Here is a 24,702-nt window from a genome sequence, read left to right as displayed (position 1 = left end):
TTATTATGGCACAACTGTCTAAATATTTGTGTACCAAATACTAGGATAAGAGCAACTCGCATTACTTAAAATATTTACACTTATGTGATAATATGTACTTATAAGACATAATACAGGAGGTGAAAAATATGCTATTCAACAATAAGAACATCGCAGGCATTTTAGAGGACAGAGGATTATCTGAATTGAATGATGACTCACTATGGCAGGTCAAAAATATTTTAAATGAGCTTGACGATGAACAACTCTTAAGAAATAGCAAGAAAATAATATCTAGTGACTATGGTAACGAAAAAGCGATCGCAACATATTTAAGAGCTATAGTTGAACAAAATTGGGTATTACTAGCTCAAAATGACAAAATCTTAAAAAGTCTACAATCTCAGGATGAAGACACCAAAGAAAAATAGCTAGCTTATACGAACTATCTGTATCATCTTTCATTCTCCACAAATCTTGTTAGTTCTTTTGTAATTGCTTGGCTACAATACATTAATAAACATTTTTCAAGCGGAATATTTGCGGAGCAGTTCGCTCTAATAAAATTTCTGCTTTTTTGTTAACTTACATTCTCTTCAACACCGAATCTAGTAACTCACCAATCATAATAATCATTTGTATAATATCGCAATCCATATATCTGTTGTTGCTGGTTAGTCATATCTGGTAACAAATCTTCTTTACTAATCTCAGATGTATCAGAAACCTTTCCTGATATATATTACTTCCTCTTTCAAGAAGAAAACACCCGACTGATTTAGTTAGACCGCTCCTACTATTTCTAGAGAATCATCCAGTATATAATTATCAGAGTGAAAAAACTCTCGATATTTTTGTGCCAAAATCGGTCAAAAATGAAACCAAAATTTTATAACCTGTGCGCACAACATTGTAAAAATAACGTATATTAACGTAAGTAAAAAAATAGAAACGTTGATATACCAACGTTTCTAGATGTATATAATTAAATAAAATTAATAAAATAAGGAGAGTACAGGATTTGAACCTGCGCGCCGGTATAAGCCGGTTCGCCGGATTTCGAGTCCGGTGCATTACCACTCTGCCAACTCTCCAACAACGATAAATATTATATCAATTATCAGGGTGGAATGCAATGCAATCATAAACTAATTATTTTAGGCATAGCCCTTGCTCATGCAAAACTTCTAATAACTCATCCCTCAGAGTCTTCTTCGTCCCTAACTTCTTGGAACTTACTTGTTTCGTGAATGAATCAATTCGGCGATTAGAATCCCGCAAATCATAATATGTTTGTACGACCTCATCATATTCTTTTAAATCAGAAACGTTAATCTCATGATAATCATTTTCAAAGAAAATCGCATCTAAAGGCAATCGTGGTTTCAATTGTGGTTTTTGATCTGCTATTCCAACTTGTAATCCAAGTATTGGAAATGTCATCTTAGGTAGGTTTAATACTTCTAACAATTCTTTTGGGTTATTATTAACGCTTCCTAAAATAACTGCCCCCAATCCCATACTTTCGGCCGCATTAACCATATTTTGCACTGCCAGAACAGTATCCTCTACACCCTGCAAAAAAATATCTGTTTGATGCAGTCTGCCATCATCTTTACCTAATTGATGCCATATACTTTGATTCCGGTGTAAGTCGACTACAAAAATAAATAAGTCACCATTTGCACCGACATATTTTTGCCCAGATATTTGTCTAATACTCATCCGTTTCTGTTCATCGGTAATATGTAATATGGAAAATTGCTGCATAAACATACTTGATGAAGTGTGCCTCGCCACATCTACCAGTATAGTTAACTGGTCTTTTGTTAGTGTCTGGTCTTTAAAGGCTCTAATTGTTTTATGAGTAACCTGCTTATCAATAGTTGAATTCTTAATCATCTGGAACAACACTCCTTCATATAAAATGATGATACAATTCTACCACTTGATTCGTAATCTAGGAATCTTTTATTCAAAATTTAACTCAAACGAATCTTCTTTGACTGACCCATCACGGTACACGAATACAGAATATGCTGTCCCCGTCATTGAACCTTCTGCAAGTGCGGTTTTAGAAATTGCCTTCACAAAAAATTTTTCATCATCACACCATAGACAGTTCCAAGTCCAATCTCCGTCATTGTTACCCAATTGCGCTTCAACTGTGGAAACCGCATCACTTTTATTATGTATTTTTATCAAATCAGGTCCATCAGTAATACGTACCAGATTATTTTTAATATTTGCTTTTTCTCCGACAGGTTCTTCTAGCAAATGATTTTCAAGATTATCTTTTACGAGAACTTTTTTCTTGTTCCTTCTGTACAATAGTATGCCAGCCAAAGAAGCAGTAATACAACCATAAATAAGTATTGATTTTTTCATATATTAACAACCCTTTCACTCGCATATTATACCCCAAAATTTTGTAATAAAATAATGTACAGCGATTTAAACGCAAAAAAGAGCAGGTCAAAATTTGGTGTTTGACCTACTCCTCTATTATTTGGGATAAACGTGTCCCATAGGTTAAAATTTCCGTCTAACGTTGAATTACCTACAACAAATTACCAGTCATGCTCGCAATTCGCGTTAGTACTCAACTTTTACCGTCTTATGTCTCACTTTCCTCAATTGGATCTTATTTAACTTCAGTAATCTTAACTTTCATTGAGCCACCTGGTGTTTCAATTTCAACGACCTCTCCCAAACGATGGCCTACCAGCCCCTTCGCAATCGGTGATTCATTTGATATCTTACCAGCAAATGGATCTGCTTCCGCAGCCCCGACGATTGAATATGTTTCCGGTTCTTCATCGGGCAATTCTTGGAAAGTTACCGTTTTTCCAACAGCAATTTCATCCGCATCAATATCGCCATTATCAATAATTTCTGCGTGATTCAACATTTGTTCAATTGTTTTTATTCGTCCTTCAACAAAAGACTGTTCATCTTTTGCTGACTCATATTCAGAATTTTCAGACAAGTCGCCAAAACTGCGTGCGATCTTGATTCGCTCAATAATTTCCGAGCGTTTTGTCGTCCTGAGTGTGTTTAATTCCTCTTCTAATTTCTGCTTTCCCTCAATTGTCATGGGGTATGTTTTTTCTTCTGCCATATCTTATGACTCCTCTCAAAATAAATTAACTGTGCGAATGTCTATTATGACGAAGAACATCACGGATCTTCGTTGTTAATAAATCAATCGCTACCTGATTCGCACCGCCTTCAGGCACAATAATATCTGCATATCGTTTAGTGGGTTCAATAAATTGATGATACATGGGTTTAACCGTCCGCAAATACTGTGAAATTATTGATTCCAAGGAACGCCCGCGTTCTTCAGTATCCCTTTTTATTCGTCTAATAATTCTAATATCATCATCAGTATCAACAAAAACTTTAATGTCCATTAAATCACGAAGGCGTTGATCATTAAGTACCAGAATCCCTTCAACAATTATTACTTCCTGTGGATCTTTTATTAGTACTTTGTCACTCCTAGTGTGCGCACTATAATCATACACCGGAACCGCTACCTGCTTCCAGTTTAAAAGATTTTTCAGATGTTCGATCAGCAAATCAGTATCAAAAGCATCCGGATGGTCATAATTAACCTTTATACGCTCTTCAAAAGGCATATCATTTTGATTTTTATAGTATGAATCTTCTTGAACCATCAAAAGGGAATGTTGCTTTAACTGGTTAAATATCGCCATACTTACAGAAGTTTTGCCACTGCCCGAGCCCCCTGTAACTCCAATAATAACAGGTCGTTTTTTGCCCGAATTTGCTGTCATCTCTTGTTTCCCCTTTGCTTATTTTAATTATTATCTTTTTCTAACTTAGCTGTCAATTTCTGATGTTCGGCGTATGTTTGTGAATAATAGACCTTTCCAGTCTTAATGTTTGCGATAAAATACAAATAATCTTTGTCCCTATCAGTTGGATTCAGCACTGCTTTTATCGAATCAATACTTGGATTATTGAATGGTCCTGGACCCACACCTGTGTTCTTGTATAAGTTGTAAGGTGAATCGACCTTCAAATCCTTGTAAGTAACCGATTTTTTGTGTTTCCCAAGGGCATACAGGACAGATATATCTGACTGTATCTTCATATTCTTGTCCAATCTATTCTCAAAGACACCTGCAATCTTCTTTCGATCCGAGTCAGTCACGCCTTCTCGTTCTACTAGTGAAGCAAGTGTTATTACCTTTTGAACAGTCCATCCTTTTTCACTGATTTGTGAATAATAAGGTCTCAACATCTGATCAGTTTTCATGACCATTGAGGTAACTAATTGTTTCAATGTGCTTTTCTTCCCAACAGTATAAGTTGCAGGATACAAATAACCCTCTAGCTTGTATCTTACATCTTTAGCATCCACTGCTGATCCTAACAAATCAGGGTATTTTTCTTTTAGTTCATTTAAGAAATTTTTATTATTCAATAACGCCAAGAAGGTTTTCTTCTTAAATCGTGTTTTTTTCTGAATGACATCACCAATTTGGTCAGCCGTTACACCCTCTCGAATGAGTACTTTTCCAGAATTTTGAGGCTCACTTGCGCCACCCTTTTGCAGCTTAAGAGCTATTTGTTTTAAAGTCATGGAAGGTTTTAATTCATAATAGCCTGCCTTGAACTGACCGTACTTCTTTGCTTTGACATAATAATCAAAAACGAAACCGCTTTTGATTACATTCTTGTTCTCTAAAATACTTCCAATCTGCTTAGTTGTGCTGCCAATTGGTACTTTAACCTCGATCACCTTATTGCTCTCAGGATTCAATGGCTGTTTCGCACTTTCGAAGTAATGATGGCCGATAATTCCTATTACAACTAATAAAACAACTATCAGGAGCAACACTCCTCGAACAATTCGATTCGCGAAAAGTTTATTATCGTTATTTTTATTTTCTTGCAAATCTATATTGTCCTCATTCTTGTTATTCAAAGTATCCCTCCATTCGAAATACAATATCTATTACATTATACATAAGATTGCTTGAATTTGCACCAAGATTCAAAATTACTTAATATATAAAAAATTAGTTTATACGAAAAAAGCCATAGACTTCTATTATCCATAGCTTTTTCGTATCAAATTAGCGGATCTCTACATTAAATTTCTCTTTTAATTTACTCATTACTTTTTCAAAATCAGCATTAACAACATCATCTGCTAGGGTCTTCGAGCTATCACTATATGTTAGTTCATAGGCCAATGATTTTTGTTCAATACCTATTTTAGCTCCTTCATAAACATCAAAAAGCTGAACTTTGCTTAAAATTTTCCCACTTTGTGCTTTGATGAAGTTAATAATATCAGCGTTTTCGATATCCTTGCTTACAGCTAGCGCAACATCTCGAGTGATGACAGGATATTTTGAAACAGGTTGATATACAATCAACTCGTTATTGAAATCAATAATCTTTTGCAAATCAAGTTCAAAGACGTACGTTCTTCCTATCCCGTATTCCTTTGAAATGTTTGGATGAACTTCGCCTATAAATCCAATAAAGAGATTACCCACGAAGATATCAGCTGTTCTACCAGGATGCATTTCCTCATGTCTTTGCGACGCTTCGTAACTAATACCAGTGACCCCTAGCTTAGTTAACAGGTGTTCAACAATGCCCTTGGCAACATAAAAATCTATCTGCTTTTTCTCATCATGCCAAGACTGTGCTGAATATAATCCCGTCATTGCCGCAGCCACGTGTTCAACTTCGCGTGGTCGATCACTGTTCGCATCACGATAAAAAACGCGTCCCTGTTCATATAACATCACATCTGAAACTTTACGAGCATTATTATAAGCGACATCATCTAATAAACCACTAATAAGGTTCATCCTGATAGTTGTTCTATCTGAACTCATCGGGAAATCCAACTTAGTTGGCTGGGCATCTTCCATCATAAATCTCTGTGCTTTCTTATCCGAAGTCAGTCCATAAGAAATTGCCTGCATCAATCCTGATTCTTCCAAGATGCTTCTTGTATCACGAATTACTTGCTGTTTATACGTATACTTTCCGGGTGTTAATTCACCACTAGGCAAGGTTGCTGGTAAATTATCATAACCGTAAATTCTTGCAACCTCTTCGATTAAGTCAGCTGGAATGCTGATATCCCATCTTCTTGCAGGTACAGAAACCTTGAAAGCTCCCGCCTTTTCCTCAACACCGAAGCCAAGTCTCTCAAAAATGTCCTTGATTTCTGCATCTTGTAATCCAGTTCCCAATACATCGTTAATTTTTTTTGCCGTAATGGTAACAACTACAGACTGGACATTAGCTTGCGCACCAACTGCAAATCCTGAAACAACTTCCCCATTTCCTAACTCAGCAATCAATTGTGCTGCCATATCCAATGCTTCTGCAACTGTTTCACGATTAATTCCACGCTCAAATCTCATAGCAGCTTCACTATGCAAATTATGTTTTCTAGCAGTCTTACGAATAGCTGATGAATTGAAGACTGCAGCTTCGAGAGCTATAATTTGTGAATTCGCCGAAATACCACTATTTAGTCCACCCATTGTACCTGCTAGTGCAATGGGACCATTATTATCAGCAATCACAATATCACTTGATAAAAGCTCTCTTTCCTCTTCATCGAGTGTTTGCAATGTTTCACCTGGTTTAGCGAGACGAACCTCGATCCTTTTACCAGCAATTTTTTGATAGTCGAAAGAATGTAATGGTTGCCCATAGTCCAATAAGATATAGTTTGTGACATCAACAACGTTATTCATTGGACGAATACCAGCATTCCATAGACGTTTTTGCAGCCACATTGGACTTTCTTTAACATGCACATCTTTGATAACACGCAGTAAGTAAGTTGGAGCCAACTCCTTATCAGCTGTTACTTGAATATAATTAGAAACATTATCAGTTGAATCTTCTTTCAATTCAGGTTTCTTTAAATTTACCTTCTTATCGTAAATCGCTGCTAATTCGTGGGCCGTTCCCCTCATGCTTAGCATATCTGCCCGATTTGGTGTGACATCAAGATCTATGATATCTTCATCCATCCCCAAGTATGAATATACTGGTTCACCTGGTTTGGCATTATCTGGGAGGAAATATATTCCATCAGCATAGGCTTTTGGAACGACGCTATCTGAAAAGCCAATTTCTTGAAGTGAACAGATCATTCCTTCGGAAACTTCTCCACGCATCTTGCTTCTTTTGATTTTAACATTCCCAGCAATTCTCGAATTAGGTAACGCTACAATCACTTTCTTGTTTGCAGCAATGTTTGGTGCTCCACAAACAATCTGTAATAAGTCATCTTCCCCGACATCAACTTTGCAAATATTAAGATGATCCGATTCAGGATGTTTCCTAACTTCGACAGTAAAGCCAACCACGATCTTTTTTAATTTTTTATCAAGTCTAGATACACTATCAACTTCAACTGCCGTTCTTTCAATTTTTTCGGCCAATTCTTCTGGATTAATATCTAAATCAATATAATCTTTGAGCCACTTTGTAGAAACCTTCATTTGTCTTTATCCTTTCTGCGCAAATTGTGATAGGAAGCGAACATCATTTAAATAAAACTCACGAATATCATCGACCCCATATTTTAACATAGCGAAACGATCTGGACCCAAACCAAAGGCGAAACCGCCATAGATTTCCGAATCAACACCTGCCATTGTCAGAACATTGGGGTGAACCATTCCAGCTCCCAAAACTTCAATCCAACCAGTATGCTTACATACAGCACAGCCTTTACCTTCACACTTAAAACAAGAAACATCTACTTCCACTGAAGGTTCTGTAAATGGAAAATAACTCGGTCGTAATCTGATTTCACGTTCATCTCCAAAAACAGTCCGAGCAATGATCTGCAAGGTTCCTTTCAAATCAGCCATTGTTATATGCTTGTCAATAACAAGCCCTTCAACTTGATGAAATTGATGAGAATGTGTTGCATCATCAGTATCACGGCGATACACCTTACCCGGTGAAATCATCTTCAATGGACCCTTTGTAAAATCATGTTTTTCCATAGTCCGAGCCTGTACTGGAGAAGTCTGTGTACGCATCAGAATTTGTTCGGTAATATAAAAAGTATCTTGCATATCACGTGCAGGATGATCCTTAGGTAAGTTCATCATTTCGAAATTATAATGATCTTCCTCAACCTCAGGTCCGTCCACCACTTGATAACCCATTCCAAGAAAAAGCTTCTCAAGTTGGTCAATAACCTGCATTATAATATGTGGCTGCCCTGCCTTGACTGGAACACCGGGTAAAGTAACATCGATTTTTTCTTTTTCAAGCTTTCTGGCAGTTTTGATTATTTCTAATTTCTCGCGGCGCTGCGTAATTGCTTCTGTTAATTCATCGCGTACTTTGTTTGCCAAGCTACCAACAACAGGACGTTCCTCTTTTGAAAGGTCCTTCATTCCGCGCAGTACTTCTGTGATGGGGCCTTTCTTACCCAATAAATTAACTCTAATTTCATTAATCTTTTTTAAATCTTCAACAGTATCAATTTCACTTAAAGCCTTGGCTTTTAATTCTGTTAATCTATCTTTTAAGTCCATTTGTTTTTTCCTTTCTTTTTAACAGAGCATTACTCTTGTGAGACTGCTCTCACGTACCAACACAAGTTGCAAACATAGTCAGAACAGACATATATGTATTAAGTACGAAGAGCTGATCGTAACAATGGTAAAAAAACATTTTACTCGGCTATTCTTTTTCAAAAAATATTTTTTTCAAGACAAAAAGACCCCGTCCCATCAAAGGGACGAGGTCTCGCGGTACCACCCTTGTTCTAGCAGCAATAACACAAAAGTCATCACTATCCAGCACTTTCATGTTAACGCCCATGTAAGCGGCACATCATTCATTATGTCTAAATCCCGATGGCAACTAAGGAAATGAAATTCAGATAATCTTATATGGAATAATCGCAGCTAACATATTCCTCTCTGACTATAATAAAAATCCTACTATCTTCCGTCAATGTCTTTACTCTTTATAGAGTCTATACTCTCACGTGTAATCCGTCAAGTCCTACTTGCAATCATCAAGCGTGTACCATTTTTTTGCCCAATCATGCAATTCACTCATAACACAGTGAAGATCTTCACCACGCTCAGTTAAACTATAAACTGGCCTGCAGCTATCCTCATATATGACACGTTCCAAGAGTCCCTCTTCTTCAAGTTCTTTAAGACGTTCAACCAAAACTCTATCACTGCATTTATCGACCTTGTTAGCAAGATCACGAAAACGCAGAGGTCCTTCAGTTAATAGAACATCGATTATTAGTCCATTCCATTTCCTTCCCAGAATACCGAAAGTTTTTTCAAATCGTGGACATTGAACATAGGTTTCAACTGTTTTTTGCACCATCTTCACCTCCAAAACTATATTATCATACCCATAATTACACGAAAAAAGCCTCACCGTCAAATAAAAAGGCAAAGTTTTTTCAATTTAATTATTTCACAAATTTCAAATGTTTCTTTAAAAGTCCTTCATAACGGTTAAACAAAGGTACGCTGACTTCAGAGGTTGCCTCATATTTATCAACCATTGTCACGATGTAACCCTCAAGGTAACGAGGAGGAGCCACAGTTGCGCCCCACATATGTTTGATTATGATATCACGTTCCATTGCCGACAAATTAGTAATTTTTTTTGCATTTCGCACAGCAATTCGTGGATGAATCCATGCATGTGTACCATTATCAAACTTAGTTGTGCGCCAATCATAATAAAATAAATCATGAAGCAGACCAGCTCTCGCAGTCGCACGAGCATTCAAATGCATCCTTTTTGCAATTCGATAACTATCAAAGGAGACTGCAATCGAATGCTCCAAACGATTTGAAAAATAATGTTGTCTAAAATCCGCTAACCGCTGAACCTCTGGAGTTTCAATAAGTTCACCTACATAGCTCATATATTCTGAATCATCTTGCCATTCATTTTTTTTCATGCAATACCCCTCTTAATAAAGTTACCTCTATCATACCCAAATTTGTATAATTTGCAATTCTTAAATATTAATCTTGCAAGTTTGTAAACTAATCTTAATAATTATTTCTTTAAAGTATACATCAAGATTCCAGCAGCCACTGCCACATTCAAAGATTCTGCCTGACCAATAATCGGAATATACAAATTATACTTAGTCAACTTCAAATGCTTTGCTTGGACACCATTGCCCTCATTGCCCATTATTAATCCAAAATCAGAATACTTACCAATCTCATTATAACTCTTAGCATCTTTGTTTAACTCAGTTCCAAATGTAGGAATACCATTCTTCTTTAGTTCGGCAATAAAGGTCTCCAAATCAGACTGCAGCAATTCTAAATGAAACTGGCTTCCCTGCATTGAACGAACAACTTTTGGCTGATACAAGTCACCGGTACCGTCTCCAAACACAACACCTCTGAAACCTGCAGCATCTGCCGTCCGAATCATAGTTCCAATGTTTCCAGGATCTTGGACACTATCAAGTAACAACCACGCACCAGTTAGATCTGCTGGTAGCACATTCCTAGAATCATCAATCATAATAATTGCAAAAATGCCTTGTGGACTAGGGGTCTCACTTATGGCATGTGCAACCTCCGATGAAATATATGTAACCTCTGCTTTTGTTGAATTAAATTCATTGAATTCATCAATATATCGTGAATCTGGTACAATTAAGAAACGCTTAATGCTTTCGTTGGCTTGAATCGCTTCTTTAACAAGATGCCATCCATCCAAAATGTATAGTTTTTGATTTAAACGCCCTTTTTTGGAAGAAAGCTTTTTCCATTCCTTAACCTGTTTATTCTGGGGTGATTGAATAATCTCCATCAATATCTTCTCCAATTTAATAATTTCTAACCAAGTATAGCATATAACGATGAACTTAAATCATACTAATATATAATGAAGTAAAGGAGTGTTTATCATGAAATCTATCAAAATAACAGTCCATGGCAGGGTCCAGGGGGTTGGCTTCAGGTATTGTACAAAAATGGTAGCAGACCAATTAAACATAAATGGAATAGTAAAAAATCAAAGTGATGGTTCTGTCTACATTGAGGCACAGGGTGACCCACAGGCAATCCATAGTTTCGCAAAAAGAATTATCGCCTCTCCTACTCCAAGCGGTCATGTATCTAATTACGATATCGCTGATAATAGTATAAAAAATTACACTTCATTCAATGTTGTCTATTAATTAAGAATCCAATATTTCTTAATTAATTATTATATTACTAAGTGTAATTGAAAAAGTATCGTATATAAAGTATAGTAAGTAGCGTAGTTTATTTGAAAGGAACAATACAATGAAAAAAATGAAACGCCTTACTATATTACCAGTATTCGTTGCTGCTTCTTTGATTTTGAGTGGCTGTGTACAAAGAACCAAAAGTGGTAAACCTTATGGCTTGATTTATGACCATTTGGCTATACCTACACAACACGTTATCAATTGGCTAACAAGCGTAATGGGCGGCAGTTATGGCTGGGCAATAATAGCAATTACCTTTATCGTAAGAATGTTGCTTATGCCTTTAATGTTAAAACAAGCTAAGGGCGCAACAGTCCAGCAGGAAAAAATGGCTTCCGTTCGACCACAAATGGCTGCTATTCAGGAACGACAAAAAAATGCTTCTTCAGCTGAAGAAAAAACAGCAATTAGTCAGGAAATGATGGCACTATATCGTGAGAATGGCATCTCTATGACAGGTGGCATTGGGTGTTTACCATTACTTATCCAAATGCCGATCTTTGCGGCCTTATACGCAGCGATCCAGTATTCACCTGAATTGTCAAAGACTTCTTTCATGGGAATTAACCTTGGAAATCCAAGTATTATTCTTGCTGTTTTGACAGTTTTGATCTATGGCCTACAAGCCTATCTCTCACTTTTTGGCATTGCTCCCGAACAAAAGAAACAAATGCAATCAATGCTCTTTATCACCCCTATCATGTTGGGGGGTATGACATTTGTCTCACCAGCTGGTCTTGGACTATACTTCTTTGTCGGCGGAATCTTTGCTTGCTTACAAACTATCTTGGTAAATGCAATGAGACCAAAGATTCGTGCAGAAGTTGCAGCTGAATTAAAGAAAAATCCACCCAAGAAAGTAGTAACTCCAGTGGTCGAAAAAACTGAAGTTAAAAAGAAAAGTAATAATGATACTGACAGACCTAATAATAACCGCTTGCGAAACGCAGGAAAACAGGCATCGTAACAAATAATAGCTGTTTATAGGTTTCCATTCACTAATAAGGGGACTGTGCTAAAATTAAACTTTGGCACAGTCCCCTTATTAATATATATAAATGGTACTAACTTTCCCCAACACGCCGTTTTCCTTCCGCACACATTTTGAGCAGTGGACAGCTTTCACATTTAGGTGATCTAGCCATACACTGGTATCGTCCCCAATATATCATTCTAAAATGTGCAGCAATCCAAATAGATTCTGGAAGTTTTTTCATCAATGTCCGCTCAATCTTTAGAACATCCGCATCTTGTGCAACCATTCTAAGGCGCTTAGATACCCTTGTAACATGGGTATCAACGGCAATTGCAGGTATTCCAAAACATTCAGCCATGACAACATCCGCGGTTTTCCTACCAACACCCGGCAATGACATCAGTTCTTTACGAGATTGCGGAACAATTCCATTAAAATCAGAAACAATTTTTTGAGCGCATGCAACCAGATATTTTGCCTTATTACGATATAAACCAATCGTTTTAATCAATGTCATCACATCAGCAACATTAGCCTCTGCTAAGTCATATGGTGTCCTATAGGTTTCAAAAAGCTTAGGACTTAATATATTCACTGCTTTATCAGTTGTTTGAGCACTCATAATAACAGCTAATAAGAAATGAAAATCTGTATCCGCAACAAGCGAAGAATGTGCATTGGGAAATGATTCACCCATTATTTCAATTGCTTTCAAACATTCTTCATCAGATAACATTTATTTACTCCTCTTTTTTATTATTACTATTTGACCAGTGATATAAGGGGATGCTTGGCTTATCTGGGTCACTTTTCATCCTGCTTTGACTCGATGAACTATCCTGAGTCTTTATTCTTTTCCTTTGCTGTTCGCGTTGCACATCCTGTGCAGAGCGAATATTTTGCCTTTCCCAACTTAATAAAATTCGGTCAATATATTTCAAGCTGTATGCCTGATTTAACACTGCCTCTCTCAAGGCCAGCAGAATCAATTCAGGCAAATAATTATCCTTGTGTAGCCAAAGATTGACCGTTTCAATCTCGATTGGAGACAATGGTCTGCCAAATTCAACTTCAATACTTTGAAAGACCTTTTCCTGAGCAGTCTTCAAATCCTTGTTCTCCAAAGACTTTTGTTTTTGTTGTTCCATAATTATTAGTTTGTCGAATAATTTTTTGAATTGATAGACATCATGCTTGATTCCGGTTTCATCTTGAATACTAGCTATTTCCATAACATTTTTCTGGATTAAGCTGTGCATTGCCTGATAAACATCAGCCTCATTTTTGCCCATCCTCTTAGCAATGAGTTCTATCTCCGGAAATGAATCACCTGATTGGGTCGCACTCATTATCTGAATTATTAATATCATCTCGGTCTCATTCAAACCAAGCATTGGATAATTATAAAGGACAAGATTGGAAATAGTTGTCTGACCTGCTTTAAGATATTCTTCGAATGCTTTATCCATTCATACTCCCCACTCTTCATTTTTAAATAAAAGGCCGTCAAGATAATATACAACATTACCCCAACTGCCCTTAGCTTACTTCTTTATGGATAAATTCTGTTTAACAAACGTGGAAATGGAATTGACTCGCGAATATGTTCCTCACCGGTAATCCACGTAATTGCACGTTCAAGTCCCAAACCAAAACCAGAATGAGGTACACTTCCATAGCGACGTAAATCTAGATACCACTGGTAATCATCCTTGTTTAGTCCAGCCTTTTCGATTTGTGTCTCTAAGAATTCTAGATCAGTTGCTCTTTCAGAGCCGCCAATAATCTCACCATAACCTTCAGGTGCAAGTAAATCAGCACTTATAACAACATCATCGCGTGTTGGATGTGGCTTCATGTAGAATGGTTTGATTGCTTTAGGATAGTTCAAAACAAAAACTGGTTTACTAAAATGTTCAGCTAAATATGTTTCTTCAGGTGAACCAAAATCTTCACCCCATTCAGCATCAGGAAATTCACCAGACTTTTGCAATAATTCCACTGCTTCATCATACGAGATTCTTGGAAATGGAAGCTCAGTATACCTTTTGAGAACATCAACATCTCGCTCTAAGATTCCAAGTTCATATGCACAATTGTCTATTACACTTTGAACCAAGAATGCAATATACCGCTCTTGAATTTCAAGACTTTCTTCTTGGTGCATAAAAGCCATCTCAGGTTCAACCATCCAAAATTCGATCAAATGGCGTCTTGTTTTAGATTTTTCAGCTCTAAATGTTGGACCAAAAGAAAAGACTTTCCCATAAGCCATGGCACCGGCTTCCTCATAAAGCTGTCCTGATTGTGAAAGGTATGCATCTTTATCAAAATACTTGGTACGAAAGAGTTCTGTTGTACCTTCTGGGGCAGACCCTGTCAATATAGGTGCATCAATTTTGATAAATCCTTCCTTGTTGTAAAACTCATAAGTTGCCCTAATTACTTCATTGCGAATCTTCATTACTGCAAATTGGCGCTTGGAACGCAACCACAGGTGACGATGATCCATTAAGAAATCAACACCATGTTTCTTTGGTGAGATTGGATAGTTCTCACTTTCACCGACTTTTTCAATTCCTGACAACTCTATTTCGTAACCAAATGGTGAACGTGCATCCTCATGGATAGTTCCAGTTACATATAGGCTTTCTTCTTGTTTAACTTCCTTGGCAAGAGCAAACACTTCTTCGCTGACGTTGTTCTTAACCACTACTCCTTGGAAAAATGCTGTCCCATCACGCAACTGCAAAAAAGCAATCTTTCCACTTGACCTCTTATTTGTGAGCCAAACTCCAATTTTTACTTCTTCACCAACGTGATTTTTCGCATCAATAATACTAATTGTTTTCAACAAAAGAATCCTCCTACATATGTTTTTCAATAAATGCTTTCATTCTCTTAATAGCTTCTTCTAAGCTCGCCAAATCAGTAGCGTAACTCATTCTGACATGGTCAGGCATTCCAAAAGCACTCCCAATAACTACTGCCACATGAGCTTCATCTAACAATGCTGCCACAAACTCATCGGTAGAAACAAAACCAGTCAATTTCACAGTTTCCTTTACATTAGGGAATAAGTAAAATGCACCTTGCGGCTTGTTTTTCAAAGTAACTCCCGGCAATGCAATTAATTCAGGGTAAACCTTATTCAATCTTTCTTCAAAAGCAACTCGCATCTTTTCAACTACTTCTTGCGGGCCTGTTAACGCTTCAAGGGCAGCATACTGACTAACTGCAGCAAGATTACTTGTCGCATGACCAATCAATGCACCCATTTTCTTAATTACCTCTGCGGGTGCAACCGTGTAGCCAACTCTCCATCCAGTCATTGAATACGCCTTAGACAAACCGCTAACCAAAATCGTCTGTTTTCTAATTTCATCACTAAGTTCGATCAAAGATACAAAATGCTCACCGTTGTATATCAGCTTACCGTACATATCATCAGTGATAATTACAATGTCATGCTCAACAGCCCAATTACCGATTGCTTCAAGTTCATCCTTTGTATAAATCAGTCCAGACGGATTCTGAGGTGAATTAATAATCACAATGCGTGATTTGTCTGTTCTTGCGTTCTCAAGTTCCTCAACAGTTACCTTCAGACCATCTTCTGGTGTGACAAATACTGGTACCCCACCGGCTAGTTTTACCTGTTCACCATAACTTACCCAATAAGGCAAGGGGATTAAAACCTCATCGCCCTCATCCAACAGTGTCTGAGCTAAAACGTATAGAGAAAACTTGCCTCCAACTGTCACGGCAACTTGATTCTGCTCATAATTGACCCCGAAATCAGCCGCAATTCTTGCGCAAACTGCTTTTTTCAGTTCATTGATTCCTGTGGCTGGGGTATAAAAATCAGATTTTCCTTCCTCAATTGCCTTAATTGCAGATTCCTTAATATTCTTTGGTGTATTAAAATCAGGTTCACCAACACCAAGATTAATAACATCAATCCCCTCGGACTTCATTTGCTTTGCCTTGGCAGATAATTCAAGTGTTGCTGATGGTTGGATTTGCATTACTCTTTTTGAAATTTTCATAAATTATGCCCTCAATCTACTAAATATTTTGAATAGATTTTACCATGTCGCCATTTTTGTACGCATACAGAATATAACAAAGGTTTCCTGACTTGTTAAGATATGTTACTTCCCAAACAGGTTTGTTAGACCAGAGTCCTAAAGTCGCCTTTAGAATCTTTTTGGGCTTTTCTTTTTTCGCCAAAGTCATGGCGTCTTTTTCAGTAATACCTTTTTTCTGCTGTAATATCTTGGTAGCCCCGCCCTTCTGGGCAATAATAACGTAAATCTTTTGTTTCTTGGAGTTTGTGCCAGCCACCGTGAAATAAGTCTTTTTTCTGTTAAATAAATAAAAATCCGTTTCTGTTTTTAGATCAGCATGTTTGCGTGCAAAACTAACTGCATTCTTTTCAGCGGTTTCTCTTGGTGCCTGTACCTGCCACCAGAAGATAAATACACCAAAAAGCAAAATCACTGTGACAGCAACCGCAAAGAGTTTCTTTACGCCGCTACGATAACTTTTTGCCCTCTTCATAAGAACCTCACATATCATTTAAATTAAATATATTATTATCAACATCCGTACTATTATAACAATAATACCCTTGTTTTTGAAGATAGCGCCTCTAATTTTCCCAAAAATCAAACAAATAATTCTGAATTTCAGTTGACTCGATAATTCTGACCGGCATCTCGTGGGGAAAGACCTCTCGCAACTTGGCACCGTAATTTCTTGAAACCACACGGCTATCTAAGACAATTACAACTCCTCTGTCTTCCTTCGTTCTAATCAATCTTCCAAGGCCTTGCTTCAAACGAAACATTGCCTCTGGTAACGCAATCGTATTAAACGAATTTTGACCTTGACTTTGTGCTAACCGATACTTTGCACGATTGACCAAAGTATCCGGTGGTTGAAATGGTAATCGTGTGATAACCAGAAGTTCCAATCGATCTTTAGGCAAATCGATTCCCTCCCAGAAAGTACCTGAACCAAGCAAGACCGCACTGTCACCTAATTCAAACATCTTGATTATCTTTTCATTGCTGCCGGTAATTCCTTGGGCAATAATCACTCTTTTGTCAAAAACTTCTGACTGACGTAAATACTCATAGACTTTAGAAATCATTTCAAGTGAATTAAACAAAATCATAGTCTGTTTATTATTATTGCTTAAGATGTTCTCAATAACCTTACCCAAATATGCAACGTATCGTTCAGTGTCTGTGACGATATCAGGAGCATCGGCAACTAATAATCCCAATGCCTGTTTCTGATAATCAAAACCGCCTTCAAGTCTTAATACAGGTGTCTCAGGAGCTAAATCAAGCTGATTTTTCATATAGTCTGACCCTTCAGGCAAAACTAATGCAGCACCAACGAAAAGTGTATGCTCAAACTTCGAGTAAACAAAAGGCGAAAGATAGTTATTTGTCTTAAAGATTCCAAAACTAAGCCGCAAGTGACCATTGACTTGTTTGACTGGAATTTGCAGACTAATTACTGCTTCCTCAGCTATCTGATCAAGTTCATCAAGTTCAAATCGATGCCAGTTTTCCAATGCTTTTAAAAGTTCAAAACCGCCATCAAGAAAATCCAGTACGAATGTTTGCGCATTTCGATCCAATCTTTCTTGATTTTTAAATTCAATAAATTTCGTCTTTAACTGCAGTAGCTGTACCTGAAATTTTGCTTTAGCCTTGGCAACTTTTTGATAATCTGCAAGATTTTCTTTCACAAATCCCTGGAACTTACTTGTCTTTACAGCAACTTCGTTAAAAGTATCCTCCCCATTTTCTTTTTTCTCTTTCTGGAGGAATCTACTGCGTAACAACTCTCTTAACACAGGTACCCTCTTATCGATTACTCTGATCTGTGCTGCAATTTTCTTCGACTCTGCCGGTGTCAGAAAATACTGTTGTTCCAACTCCTTGAATGAGAAAGATCTTTGCGAGCCAATTTTAACTAAAAGTGTGTCTGAGATAATTTTGATCAAATCAAAATCAATGACTGCACGGTTACTCTTTAACGCAATACTTCCAAAATGCTGTGCCTCGTCAATAATCAACGACTTCTTCTTAAATCTCCCGAGCCCCTCAGCATGATTTAACAGATAGGAATGATTTGTAATTATCAAATCAGCCGTTGCCTGTTTCAGCTGTTGCCTTAACACAAAATCATGTGTGTAATAAACGCTACCGCTGTCAATACTTAATGGTCCTTTATGTGTTATGTCATCAAAAAGCGGATCTTGCATTTTTGTCAGATGAAGTTCACTCAAATCACCAGTTTTAGTCATCGTTAGCCAAACAACAATACGCAGCTGCAATAACCTCGATGGTTTATTCTGCGGCTTGCTCAGAGACAAAATAAACTTCTGTAAATCTATGTAATTATGACTTCCCTTCAAAACAGCTACCGTAAAATTAAAAGGCATTATTTGCCTAAGCAGTGGAATAGTCTGTTCTAATAACTGCATTTGTAAAGTTGTGGTTGCTGTCGATACTACACTTGGATGTCCCTTGACTGCAGCATATAGAGCAGGTATCAAATATCCTAGTGTCTTACCTAATCCAGTCGGTGCCTCAATCATAAGCAGCTTTTCTTTTCGCTGTACTAATAAACGATACACCTCATCCATCATTTCTGATTGTGTCGGTCGCCATTCCAAAAACTTACCGAACAATTTTTCCTTCTTCTCACGAGTTTGCGGATAACCACCCTCTCTTATGCTCTCAATTGTCAGTGTTTCCGTTCTTAGTACTAGATCACCAACAACTTCAAGATAGCTTGGCAGCTGTTTTGTCTGCGCTTGCTTTTTTTTAAGAGCAGCATCAAAACAAGATCCTGTTTGAAAAAGGAGACTTTCACGAAAACGATTGATTATTTTCAAGACCTGAACTGGCAGATTATCAATTGCCTTTAACAGCATCAAAAAAAGTTTTGCCGTAACAAAAGCATCACTATCAGCGTGGTGCGGATGTTCATGCCTGATATCGAAATACTCACCAAGATATGTTAGACGATAGCTTGGTAAGGTAGGTAGAACAATTTGACTCAGCTGTACGGTATCAATTCCATGAATATTCAGCTCTGGATAGCCGCAGCGCAAAAACTCTTCGTTTAAGAAACGATAATCAAAGTTGATATTATGCGCAATAAACACCGTTCCTTGCAGTAAAGAATAAATTGTACCTGCCATATCTTCAAAAAAAGGTGCTTTCCTGACATTTTTGTCACTGATACCTGTTAATTTTTGAACTTCAGTGGGAATTGGCATCCCAGGATTAATCATTGTATTAAAAGTATTAACTATTTCTTTATTTTTTATAAAAACACAACTGAACTGCAGCATCCTATTGCTGCCATCCATACTTGTGCCAGTTGTCTCAATATCAACAACTGCATATGTGGTTGTCGAGCGCATTAGTCCACCGACTTTCTAGCTTAATCTATTCGCAATTTTAGCACAAAAACAGATTCTTTACGCCCTTTAGAGAAATTTATCTTGCAAAATATTGTAATAGTAATTAAAATTTTCCTTAATTGTGTTTTTAATTACAGATATTTGTCATATTTATGATAAATATGTATAATCTATTTGCTTGTACAACTTATGAACTTACTGCGTTATAAATACTATCGCAAGAAAGGAAGCGGCATTTTGACTATGTTTCATGCCCGTTTTAGTGAAGGAGTAAGCCATGCTAAGATAATTTTGATTGGTGAACACTCCGTTGTTTATGGAAAACCAGCAATTGCCTTACCTTTGTCTGAGGTTAAAACAACTGTCACAATAGAACAAACCTATAATATGCCGTCTTCAATAAAAAGTCGGTATTTTGATGGTCCTTTAACATCAATGCCTAATGCAATGAAGGGACTAAAACACCTAATATTATTAATTTTAAAGAAAAATAATAAACTGGATCTCTCATTTACAATGACCATAAAAAGCGATCTGCCCGCTGAGCGTGGTATGGGCTCTTCTGCTGCAACAGCAATTGCAGTTACCAGAGCTCTTTACAATTTTCTTGGGTTAGAGCTTACACAAGAAGAGTTGTTAGCTCTTGCTAATGTCTCTGAAATCGACATGCACGGCAATCCAAGTGGCTTAGATGCAGCTACATCAGCCAGTAATCAACCAGTCTGGATGATCAAGGATCATGAATTAAAAGAAATTCCAATTCATCTTGATGGTTGCTTATTGATTTGTGATAGTGGCATTAAGGGCAGGACCGGCGAAGCGGTTGCTAGTGTCCGCAATCTGCTCCAAAAAAAGCCTTTTGAAACATCCGTTTTATTGAATAAGCTTGAAAAATTAGCATATGATGCAAAAAAGCAGCTCAATAACAACGATATTTCTGGATTAGGGGATACTTTTAATCGAGCACATGATCAACTCAAAAAACTCGGTGTCAGTGATGAGAAGTTGGATAGATTGATTGACATTAGTAAAGAGCTCGGTTCTCTTGGCAGCAAGTTAACTGGTGGTGGTCGTGGCGGCTGTTTCATTTGCTTGATGCCATCCAAAGAAGTGGCACAGAAGGCCGAATATGTCCTAAAGCGTGAAGGTGTCACACAAACTTGGATTCAGCCATTAGGAATTACTGTAACGGAGGAAGTTAATTAATGAATGCGACAACTTACACAGCTCGCGCGCACACTAATATTGCCTTAATTAAGTACTGGGGGAAAAAAGATGAAGAACTAATTCTCCCAATGAATAACAGTCTCTCTTTAACGCTGGATCGATTCTATACCGAAACAAGTGTTACATTTGATGAGCAACTTAAAGATGATTTGTTTTTGCTTGATGGCTCTAGAGAAAATGGCGATAAGGTCAGCAAATTTCTCGATATTGTTCGAAAAAAAGCCAAGATTAATATAAAAGCAAAAGTTATTTCACAAAACCATGTGCCTTCTACAGCAGGACTGGCCTCCTCAGCCTCGGCTTATGCAGCTTTAGCACTGGCTGCAAGCAAAGCCGCGGGATTGAACTTAGATAAAAAAGAACTTTCACGTTTAGCAAGACGCGGTTCTGGTTCGGCATGCCGCTCCATTTACGGCGGTTTGGTCGAATGGCAGGAAGGTACTGATGATCAAACTTCATTTGCATATCCAATTGAGATGCCCAATAATTTTGAAATTACGATGGTTGCTCTGGTAATCAATGCAGATTACAAAAAAATTTCTAGCAGAGATGGTATGAAACGTGTCGTTGAAACGTCGCCTTACTATCCGGCTTGGGTCCAAACTGCAGCTAAAGATCTTAAAAATATCAAACAGGCTATAGTAAAAAGAGACTTTGAAACTTTTGGTGAAATTGCTGAAGAAAATGCAATGAAGATGCATGCACTGAATATGAGTGCTCATCCTCATTTTAGTTATCTTGAACCGAATTCAATAAAAGCCATGCAAATCGTGGAAAAGTTGCGTTTAGAAGGTGTATCCTGTTATTATACTTTAGATGCTGGACCAAATGTAAAAGTCATCTGTCTGAAAAAGGATGTTAAAGTGATTGCAGACACTCTCTCAGACAGTTTTGGTCAAGAAAAAGTGCTTGTAGCTGGACCTGGACCTGCTGCGCACTTAATTTAACTTATTGTCGAAGGGACATGATTTTTTGATAACCGTTAAAGCTCCTGGAAAGCTTTATATTGCAGGTGAATATGCTGTCGTTGAAACTGGATTTCCTGCTATATTAGTTGCACTTAATCAATTCGTAACAGTCACAGTTGAAGAAAGTGATGACTATGGAACAATTAATTCTCAACAATACAAAGAAACACCATTATATTGGAAACGTGATGGAAACAATATGATATTCGATAATCGTGATAATCCATTCCATTACATTTTATCTGCAATCCGTCTGACAGAATCATATGCTCAGTCTTTAAATAAGACTATGAAGTGCTATCACCTAAGTATTGATAGTGACCTTGATAGTCCTGATGGAAAAAAATATGGTTTGGGAAGTTCAGCCGCCGTCACCGTGGCAACGGTCAAGGCTCTCTGCCATTTTTATGACCTACCAATCGCAAATAACACCCTCTTTAAATTGGCGGCTATTGCACATCTTGATATTCAAGGAAATGGGTCGTTGGGTGATATCGCAGCTAGTGTTTACGGTGGCTGGATTGCATATCGTTCTTTTGATCGTGATTGGCTTAAAAGCGCAAGAAATACTTTTAGTTTAAAAAAACTGCTCTCAATTGAATGGCCTCAACTAAACGTTGAATTATTGACGCCACCTGAGAACCTAGAATTATTGATAGGCTGGACAGGTTCACCGGCATCAACGTCACATTTAGTTGATGCCGTTGGACTAAAGAAAGCTGAGAAACGGTCATCTTATCAAGAGTTCTTGAATTCAAGTAAGAACTGTCTCCTAAATATGATTGAAGGCTTTCATAATCGTAGTATCGAAGTGATTCAGAAAGAAATTCGCAGAAATCGTGAATTGTTGCAAGAACTTGGTCGACTGAGTAATGTTGAGATTGAGACACCTCTTCTTCACCAGTTATGTGAAACTGCCGAGAAAGCTAAAGGTGCCGCAAAAACATCTGGTGCTGGTGGTGGTGATTGCGGAATTGTTGTAATAAATAAAAGATATGATACACAATTATTAACTAATAACTGGAGAAAGATCGGCATTAATCCATTAAATCTTCATGTGCACCAAATTAGTGACTAACTTGTAAAGGAGGAGTATTTTGGATCAAAGACACGCACATCGTAAAGACGAACATGTTTTTATTGCAGAAAAACAATTCAATATCCAAAGTGATAATGGGCTTGATCAAATCCGGATACTCCCTAATAATTTGCCGGAAATTGCAGTTGAAGAAGTTGACTATTCTACCACCATTGCAGGCAAAAAGGCTGCTATTCCCTTTTTTATCAATGCAATGTCTGGCGGAAGTCCTTCCACTACGAAACTAAACAAGAAATTAGCCCTCGCGGCGAATAAAACAGGAATCGCAATGGCAACAGGATCTCAAAGCATCGCTATTAAGTTTCCTGATACAAGTGCCAGCTTTCAAGTTGTCAGAAAGTCTATGCCTAATGGATTTGTTATAGGCAATTTAGGCGCAGGTAATGATTTGCATTCTGCAAAAAAAGCAATCAAGATGATTTCTGCCGATGCGTTGGAAATACACCTCAATGCAATCCAAGAGATCATCATGCCTGAAGGAGATCGAGATTTTTACTGGCGTGATAAAATTGCTCAGATTGTAGCTAATCTTGATGTTCCCGTAATCGTAAAGGAGGTCGGCTTTGGCATCTCCCCTGCTACTCTAGGCAAATTAAAAAAGATAAATGTGAGATACATAGACTTATCCGGTTGGGGTGGCACTAACTTTGCCCGAATTGAAAATCAGAGGCTTCATACTGAAAATTTCGATAGTTTAGACGATTTTGGTATGAATATAGCTGAAAGTCTAATTGCTGCTCAGTTATATAAAAATGATTTTTCCTTTACGGCTTCTGGTGGTATCCGTAACGCAATGGATATTGTCAAATGTCTCTGTTTAGGTGCAGACAATGTAGGAATCTCTGGATTATTCCTACACACCGTTCTAAAGGAAGATGTTGCTGGTCTAGTTAAACAAATTGAGGATTTAAAACATCAAGTCAAGGCTATTATGACTATTCTTGGTTGTCATAATATTAGTGAACTTCGACAAGTTCCATTAATTCTTTCTAGCGATTTATTGAACTTTAAAAAACAATTAAATTAATTAACAAATATGGGGATGCTTCAAAAGTTATATTTTGAGACATCCCCTCTCTTTATTCCGTGTAAAAATATCCTAATTGTCCTATAAATAGAGTAAAATTTTCGGTCTAATCTCATATTAATACTCAAAATTTTCGGCTTATGTTACACTCTTTTACTGTATCGTGGCCCTAATAATTTATTAAAAATATTTATAATATGATTTTATAATTTCACATGAATTTACAAACATTTTTCTCTAGTTAAAACAGAAAACAAAATTATAAATCCAAAAGACATAGCTCCTCCTCCAACATATAGCTCTTTAAAAAAAAGCAATAATTCCTACAGCTATAAATAAGGATGACGCAATAAATCATATTTTAATCCTTTATCTCCAGATAAATATTTTTGCCGTTCGTATTTTAATCCAAGAAAACGCGAATTATCAAAACCTCTTAACCTGTTCGGCGAAGATGCGCTAAACATTACCAAAAAAGAATTTGAAATATGAATGTCCCCAAGTGTATTAAATCAAATTCATCACCAATCATCAACGAACACAACAGTAAATCAATAAATATGAGATTACGATAAATGGCCGAATTTCCATGATAACCCCTTTTTCTCCAAATATTCACACATCCCTGTATTCTCCTTTAATAATGTATCTAGTGAAATACGCTAGTCGTTATCAACTTAATCAAGCTGGAA

Annotated in this window: 23 protein-coding genes and 1 tRNA gene; 7 read left to right on the top strand and 17 right to left on the bottom strand. The window is 37.2% G+C overall.

Translation table 11 applies throughout. The annotated features are described in order from the left end of the window. The first annotated feature begins 128 nt into the window (after positions 1 to 128). On the top strand, positions 129 to 410 hold the full coding sequence (locus IV36_RS01985; protein WP_056990534.1) for a hypothetical protein: 282 nt from the start codon (positions 129 to 131) through the stop codon (positions 408 to 410). A 575-nt stretch (positions 411 to 985) separates the two neighbouring features. Here IV36_RS01985 and IV36_RS01980 read toward each other — a convergent pair. The 11 genes from IV36_RS01980 to IV36_RS01930 all read right to left on the bottom strand — a co-directional run bounded on the left by IV36_RS01980 (position 986) and on the right by IV36_RS01930 (position 10,833). After that, positions 986 to 1,073 (bottom strand) — tRNA-Ser (locus tag IV36_RS01980). A 58-nt stretch (positions 1,074 to 1,131) separates the two neighbouring features. Next, a complete protein-coding gene (locus IV36_RS01975) occupies positions 1,132 to 1,881 on the bottom strand; it encodes an NADPH-dependent oxidoreductase (protein ID WP_056990533.1) in 750 nt (249 codons plus the stop codon). Positions 1,882 to 1,950: 69 nt separating this feature from the next. Next, a complete protein-coding gene (locus tag IV36_RS01970) occupies positions 1,951 to 2,367 on the bottom strand; it encodes a hypothetical protein (protein ID WP_056990532.1) in 417 nt (138 codons plus the stop codon). A gap of 256 nt (positions 2,368 to 2,623) precedes the next feature. Further along, positions 2,624 to 3,100 carry a transcription elongation factor GreA gene (gene greA, locus IV36_RS01965; RefSeq protein WP_056990531.1) on the bottom strand — a complete coding sequence of 159 codons (477 nt, stop codon included), beginning with the start codon at positions 3,098 to 3,100 and terminating at the stop codon, positions 2,624 to 2,626. 25 nt (positions 3,101 to 3,125) lie between these two features. Beyond that, entirely contained in the window at positions 3,126 to 3,782 is a 657-nt protein-coding gene (gene udk, locus IV36_RS01960; RefSeq protein ID WP_056990530.1) for a uridine kinase, read from the bottom strand. Positions 3,783 to 3,805: 23 nt separating this feature from the next. Then, positions 3,806 to 4,939: an endolytic transglycosylase MltG gene (gene mltG, locus IV36_RS01955; RefSeq protein ID WP_056990529.1), complete on the bottom strand. Its 1,134-nt coding sequence runs from the start codon at positions 4,937 to 4,939 to the stop codon at positions 3,806 to 3,808. A gap of 151 nt (positions 4,940 to 5,090) precedes the next feature. Beyond that, on the bottom strand, positions 5,091 to 7,499 hold the full coding sequence (gene pheT, locus IV36_RS01950; RefSeq protein WP_056990528.1) for a phenylalanine--tRNA ligase subunit beta: 2,409 nt from the start codon (positions 7,497 to 7,499) through the stop codon (positions 5,091 to 5,093). A gap of 6 nt (positions 7,500 to 7,505) precedes the next feature. Then, positions 7,506 to 8,552, bottom strand: coding sequence for a phenylalanine--tRNA ligase subunit alpha (gene pheS, locus IV36_RS01945; RefSeq protein ID WP_056990527.1), 1,047 nt, complete (start codon positions 8,550 to 8,552; stop codon positions 7,506 to 7,508). Positions 8,553 to 9,027: 475 nt separating this feature from the next. Further along, positions 9,028 to 9,369: a winged helix-turn-helix transcriptional regulator gene (locus IV36_RS01940; RefSeq protein WP_056990526.1), complete on the bottom strand. Its 342-nt coding sequence runs from the start codon at positions 9,367 to 9,369 to the stop codon at positions 9,028 to 9,030. A gap of 88 nt (positions 9,370 to 9,457) precedes the next feature. Continuing rightward, the gene (locus IV36_RS01935) at positions 9,458 to 9,958 is read right to left on the bottom strand and encodes an HD domain-containing protein (RefSeq protein WP_056990525.1); all 501 of its coding nucleotides are present in this window, start codon (positions 9,956 to 9,958) and stop codon (positions 9,458 to 9,460) included. Between the two features lie 101 nt (positions 9,959 to 10,059). Then, positions 10,060 to 10,833, bottom strand: a complete 774-nt coding sequence (locus IV36_RS01930; RefSeq protein ID WP_056990524.1) for a TrmH family RNA methyltransferase — start codon at positions 10,831 to 10,833, stop codon at positions 10,060 to 10,062. A gap of 97 nt (positions 10,834 to 10,930) precedes the next feature. Between IV36_RS01930 and IV36_RS01925 the strand changes: the two genes are divergently transcribed. Beyond that, positions 10,931 to 11,203 (top strand): acylphosphatase, encoded by a 273-nt coding sequence (locus IV36_RS01925; protein WP_056990523.1) that lies wholly within the window; start codon positions 10,931 to 10,933, stop codon positions 11,201 to 11,203. A 109-nt stretch (positions 11,204 to 11,312) separates the two neighbouring features. Further along, positions 11,313 to 12,224 (top strand): membrane protein insertase YidC, encoded by a 912-nt coding sequence (yidC, locus tag IV36_RS01920; protein WP_056990522.1) that lies wholly within the window; start codon positions 11,313 to 11,315, stop codon positions 12,222 to 12,224. A 97-nt stretch (positions 12,225 to 12,321) separates the two neighbouring features. On the opposite strand, the gene nth is transcribed toward yidC, so the two are convergent. The 6 genes from nth to IV36_RS01890 form a co-directional block, all read right to left on the bottom strand. Then, positions 12,322 to 12,969: an endonuclease III gene (nth, locus tag IV36_RS01915; protein ID WP_056990521.1), complete on the bottom strand. Its 648-nt coding sequence runs from the start codon at positions 12,967 to 12,969 to the stop codon at positions 12,322 to 12,324. A gap of 4 nt (positions 12,970 to 12,973) precedes the next feature. Continuing rightward, entirely contained in the window at positions 12,974 to 13,702 is a 729-nt protein-coding gene (locus IV36_RS01910; protein WP_056990520.1) for a DnaD domain protein, read from the bottom strand. Positions 13,703 to 13,785: 83 nt separating this feature from the next. After that, positions 13,786 to 15,087: an asparagine--tRNA ligase gene (asnS, locus tag IV36_RS01905; protein WP_056990519.1), complete on the bottom strand. Its 1,302-nt coding sequence runs from the start codon at positions 15,085 to 15,087 to the stop codon at positions 13,786 to 13,788. A gap of 13 nt (positions 15,088 to 15,100) precedes the next feature. Further along, a complete protein-coding gene (locus IV36_RS01900; protein ID WP_056990518.1) occupies positions 15,101 to 16,282 on the bottom strand; it encodes a pyridoxal phosphate-dependent aminotransferase in 1,182 nt (393 codons plus the stop codon). Between the two features lie 19 nt (positions 16,283 to 16,301). Continuing rightward, positions 16,302 to 16,796 carry a cell wall elongation regulator TseB-like domain-containing protein gene (locus tag IV36_RS01895; RefSeq protein WP_056990517.1) on the bottom strand — a complete coding sequence of 165 codons (495 nt, stop codon included), beginning with the start codon at positions 16,794 to 16,796 and terminating at the stop codon, positions 16,302 to 16,304. 91 nt (positions 16,797 to 16,887) lie between these two features. Next, positions 16,888 to 19,689, bottom strand: coding sequence for a helicase C-terminal domain-containing protein (locus IV36_RS01890; RefSeq protein WP_056990516.1), 2,802 nt, complete (start codon positions 19,687 to 19,689; stop codon positions 16,888 to 16,890). A 243-nt stretch (positions 19,690 to 19,932) separates the two neighbouring features. Here IV36_RS01890 and mvk point away from each other — a divergent pair, with 243 nt between their 5' ends. From mvk to fni, 4 genes are read left to right on the top strand one after another with little or no spacing between them, the layout of a single operon-like run. Continuing rightward, positions 19,933 to 20,895: a mevalonate kinase gene (gene mvk / locus IV36_RS01885; RefSeq protein ID WP_056990544.1), complete on the top strand. Its 963-nt coding sequence runs from the start codon at positions 19,933 to 19,935 to the stop codon at positions 20,893 to 20,895. Further along, positions 20,895 to 21,863, top strand: a complete 969-nt coding sequence (mvaD, locus tag IV36_RS01880) for a diphosphomevalonate decarboxylase (RefSeq protein ID WP_056990515.1) — start codon at positions 20,895 to 20,897, stop codon at positions 21,861 to 21,863. Before mvk ends, mvaD begins: the two co-directional genes overlap by 1 nt. Before the next feature lie 25 nt (positions 21,864 to 21,888). Next, positions 21,889 to 22,962, top strand: a complete 1,074-nt coding sequence (locus IV36_RS01875) for a phosphomevalonate kinase (RefSeq protein WP_056990514.1) — start codon at positions 21,889 to 21,891, stop codon at positions 22,960 to 22,962. A gap of 19 nt (positions 22,963 to 22,981) precedes the next feature. After that, a complete protein-coding gene (gene fni / locus IV36_RS01870) occupies positions 22,982 to 24,010 on the top strand; it encodes a type 2 isopentenyl-diphosphate Delta-isomerase (protein WP_056990513.1) in 1,029 nt (342 codons plus the stop codon). Positions 24,011 to 24,702: the final 692 nt, after the last annotated feature.

The organism is Liquorilactobacillus mali, from assembly GCF_001437155.1.
Taxonomy (GTDB): Bacteria; Bacillota; Bacilli; order Lactobacillales; family Lactobacillaceae; genus Liquorilactobacillus; species Liquorilactobacillus mali_A.
This window is presented reverse-complemented; position numbering and strand designations above follow the sequence as displayed.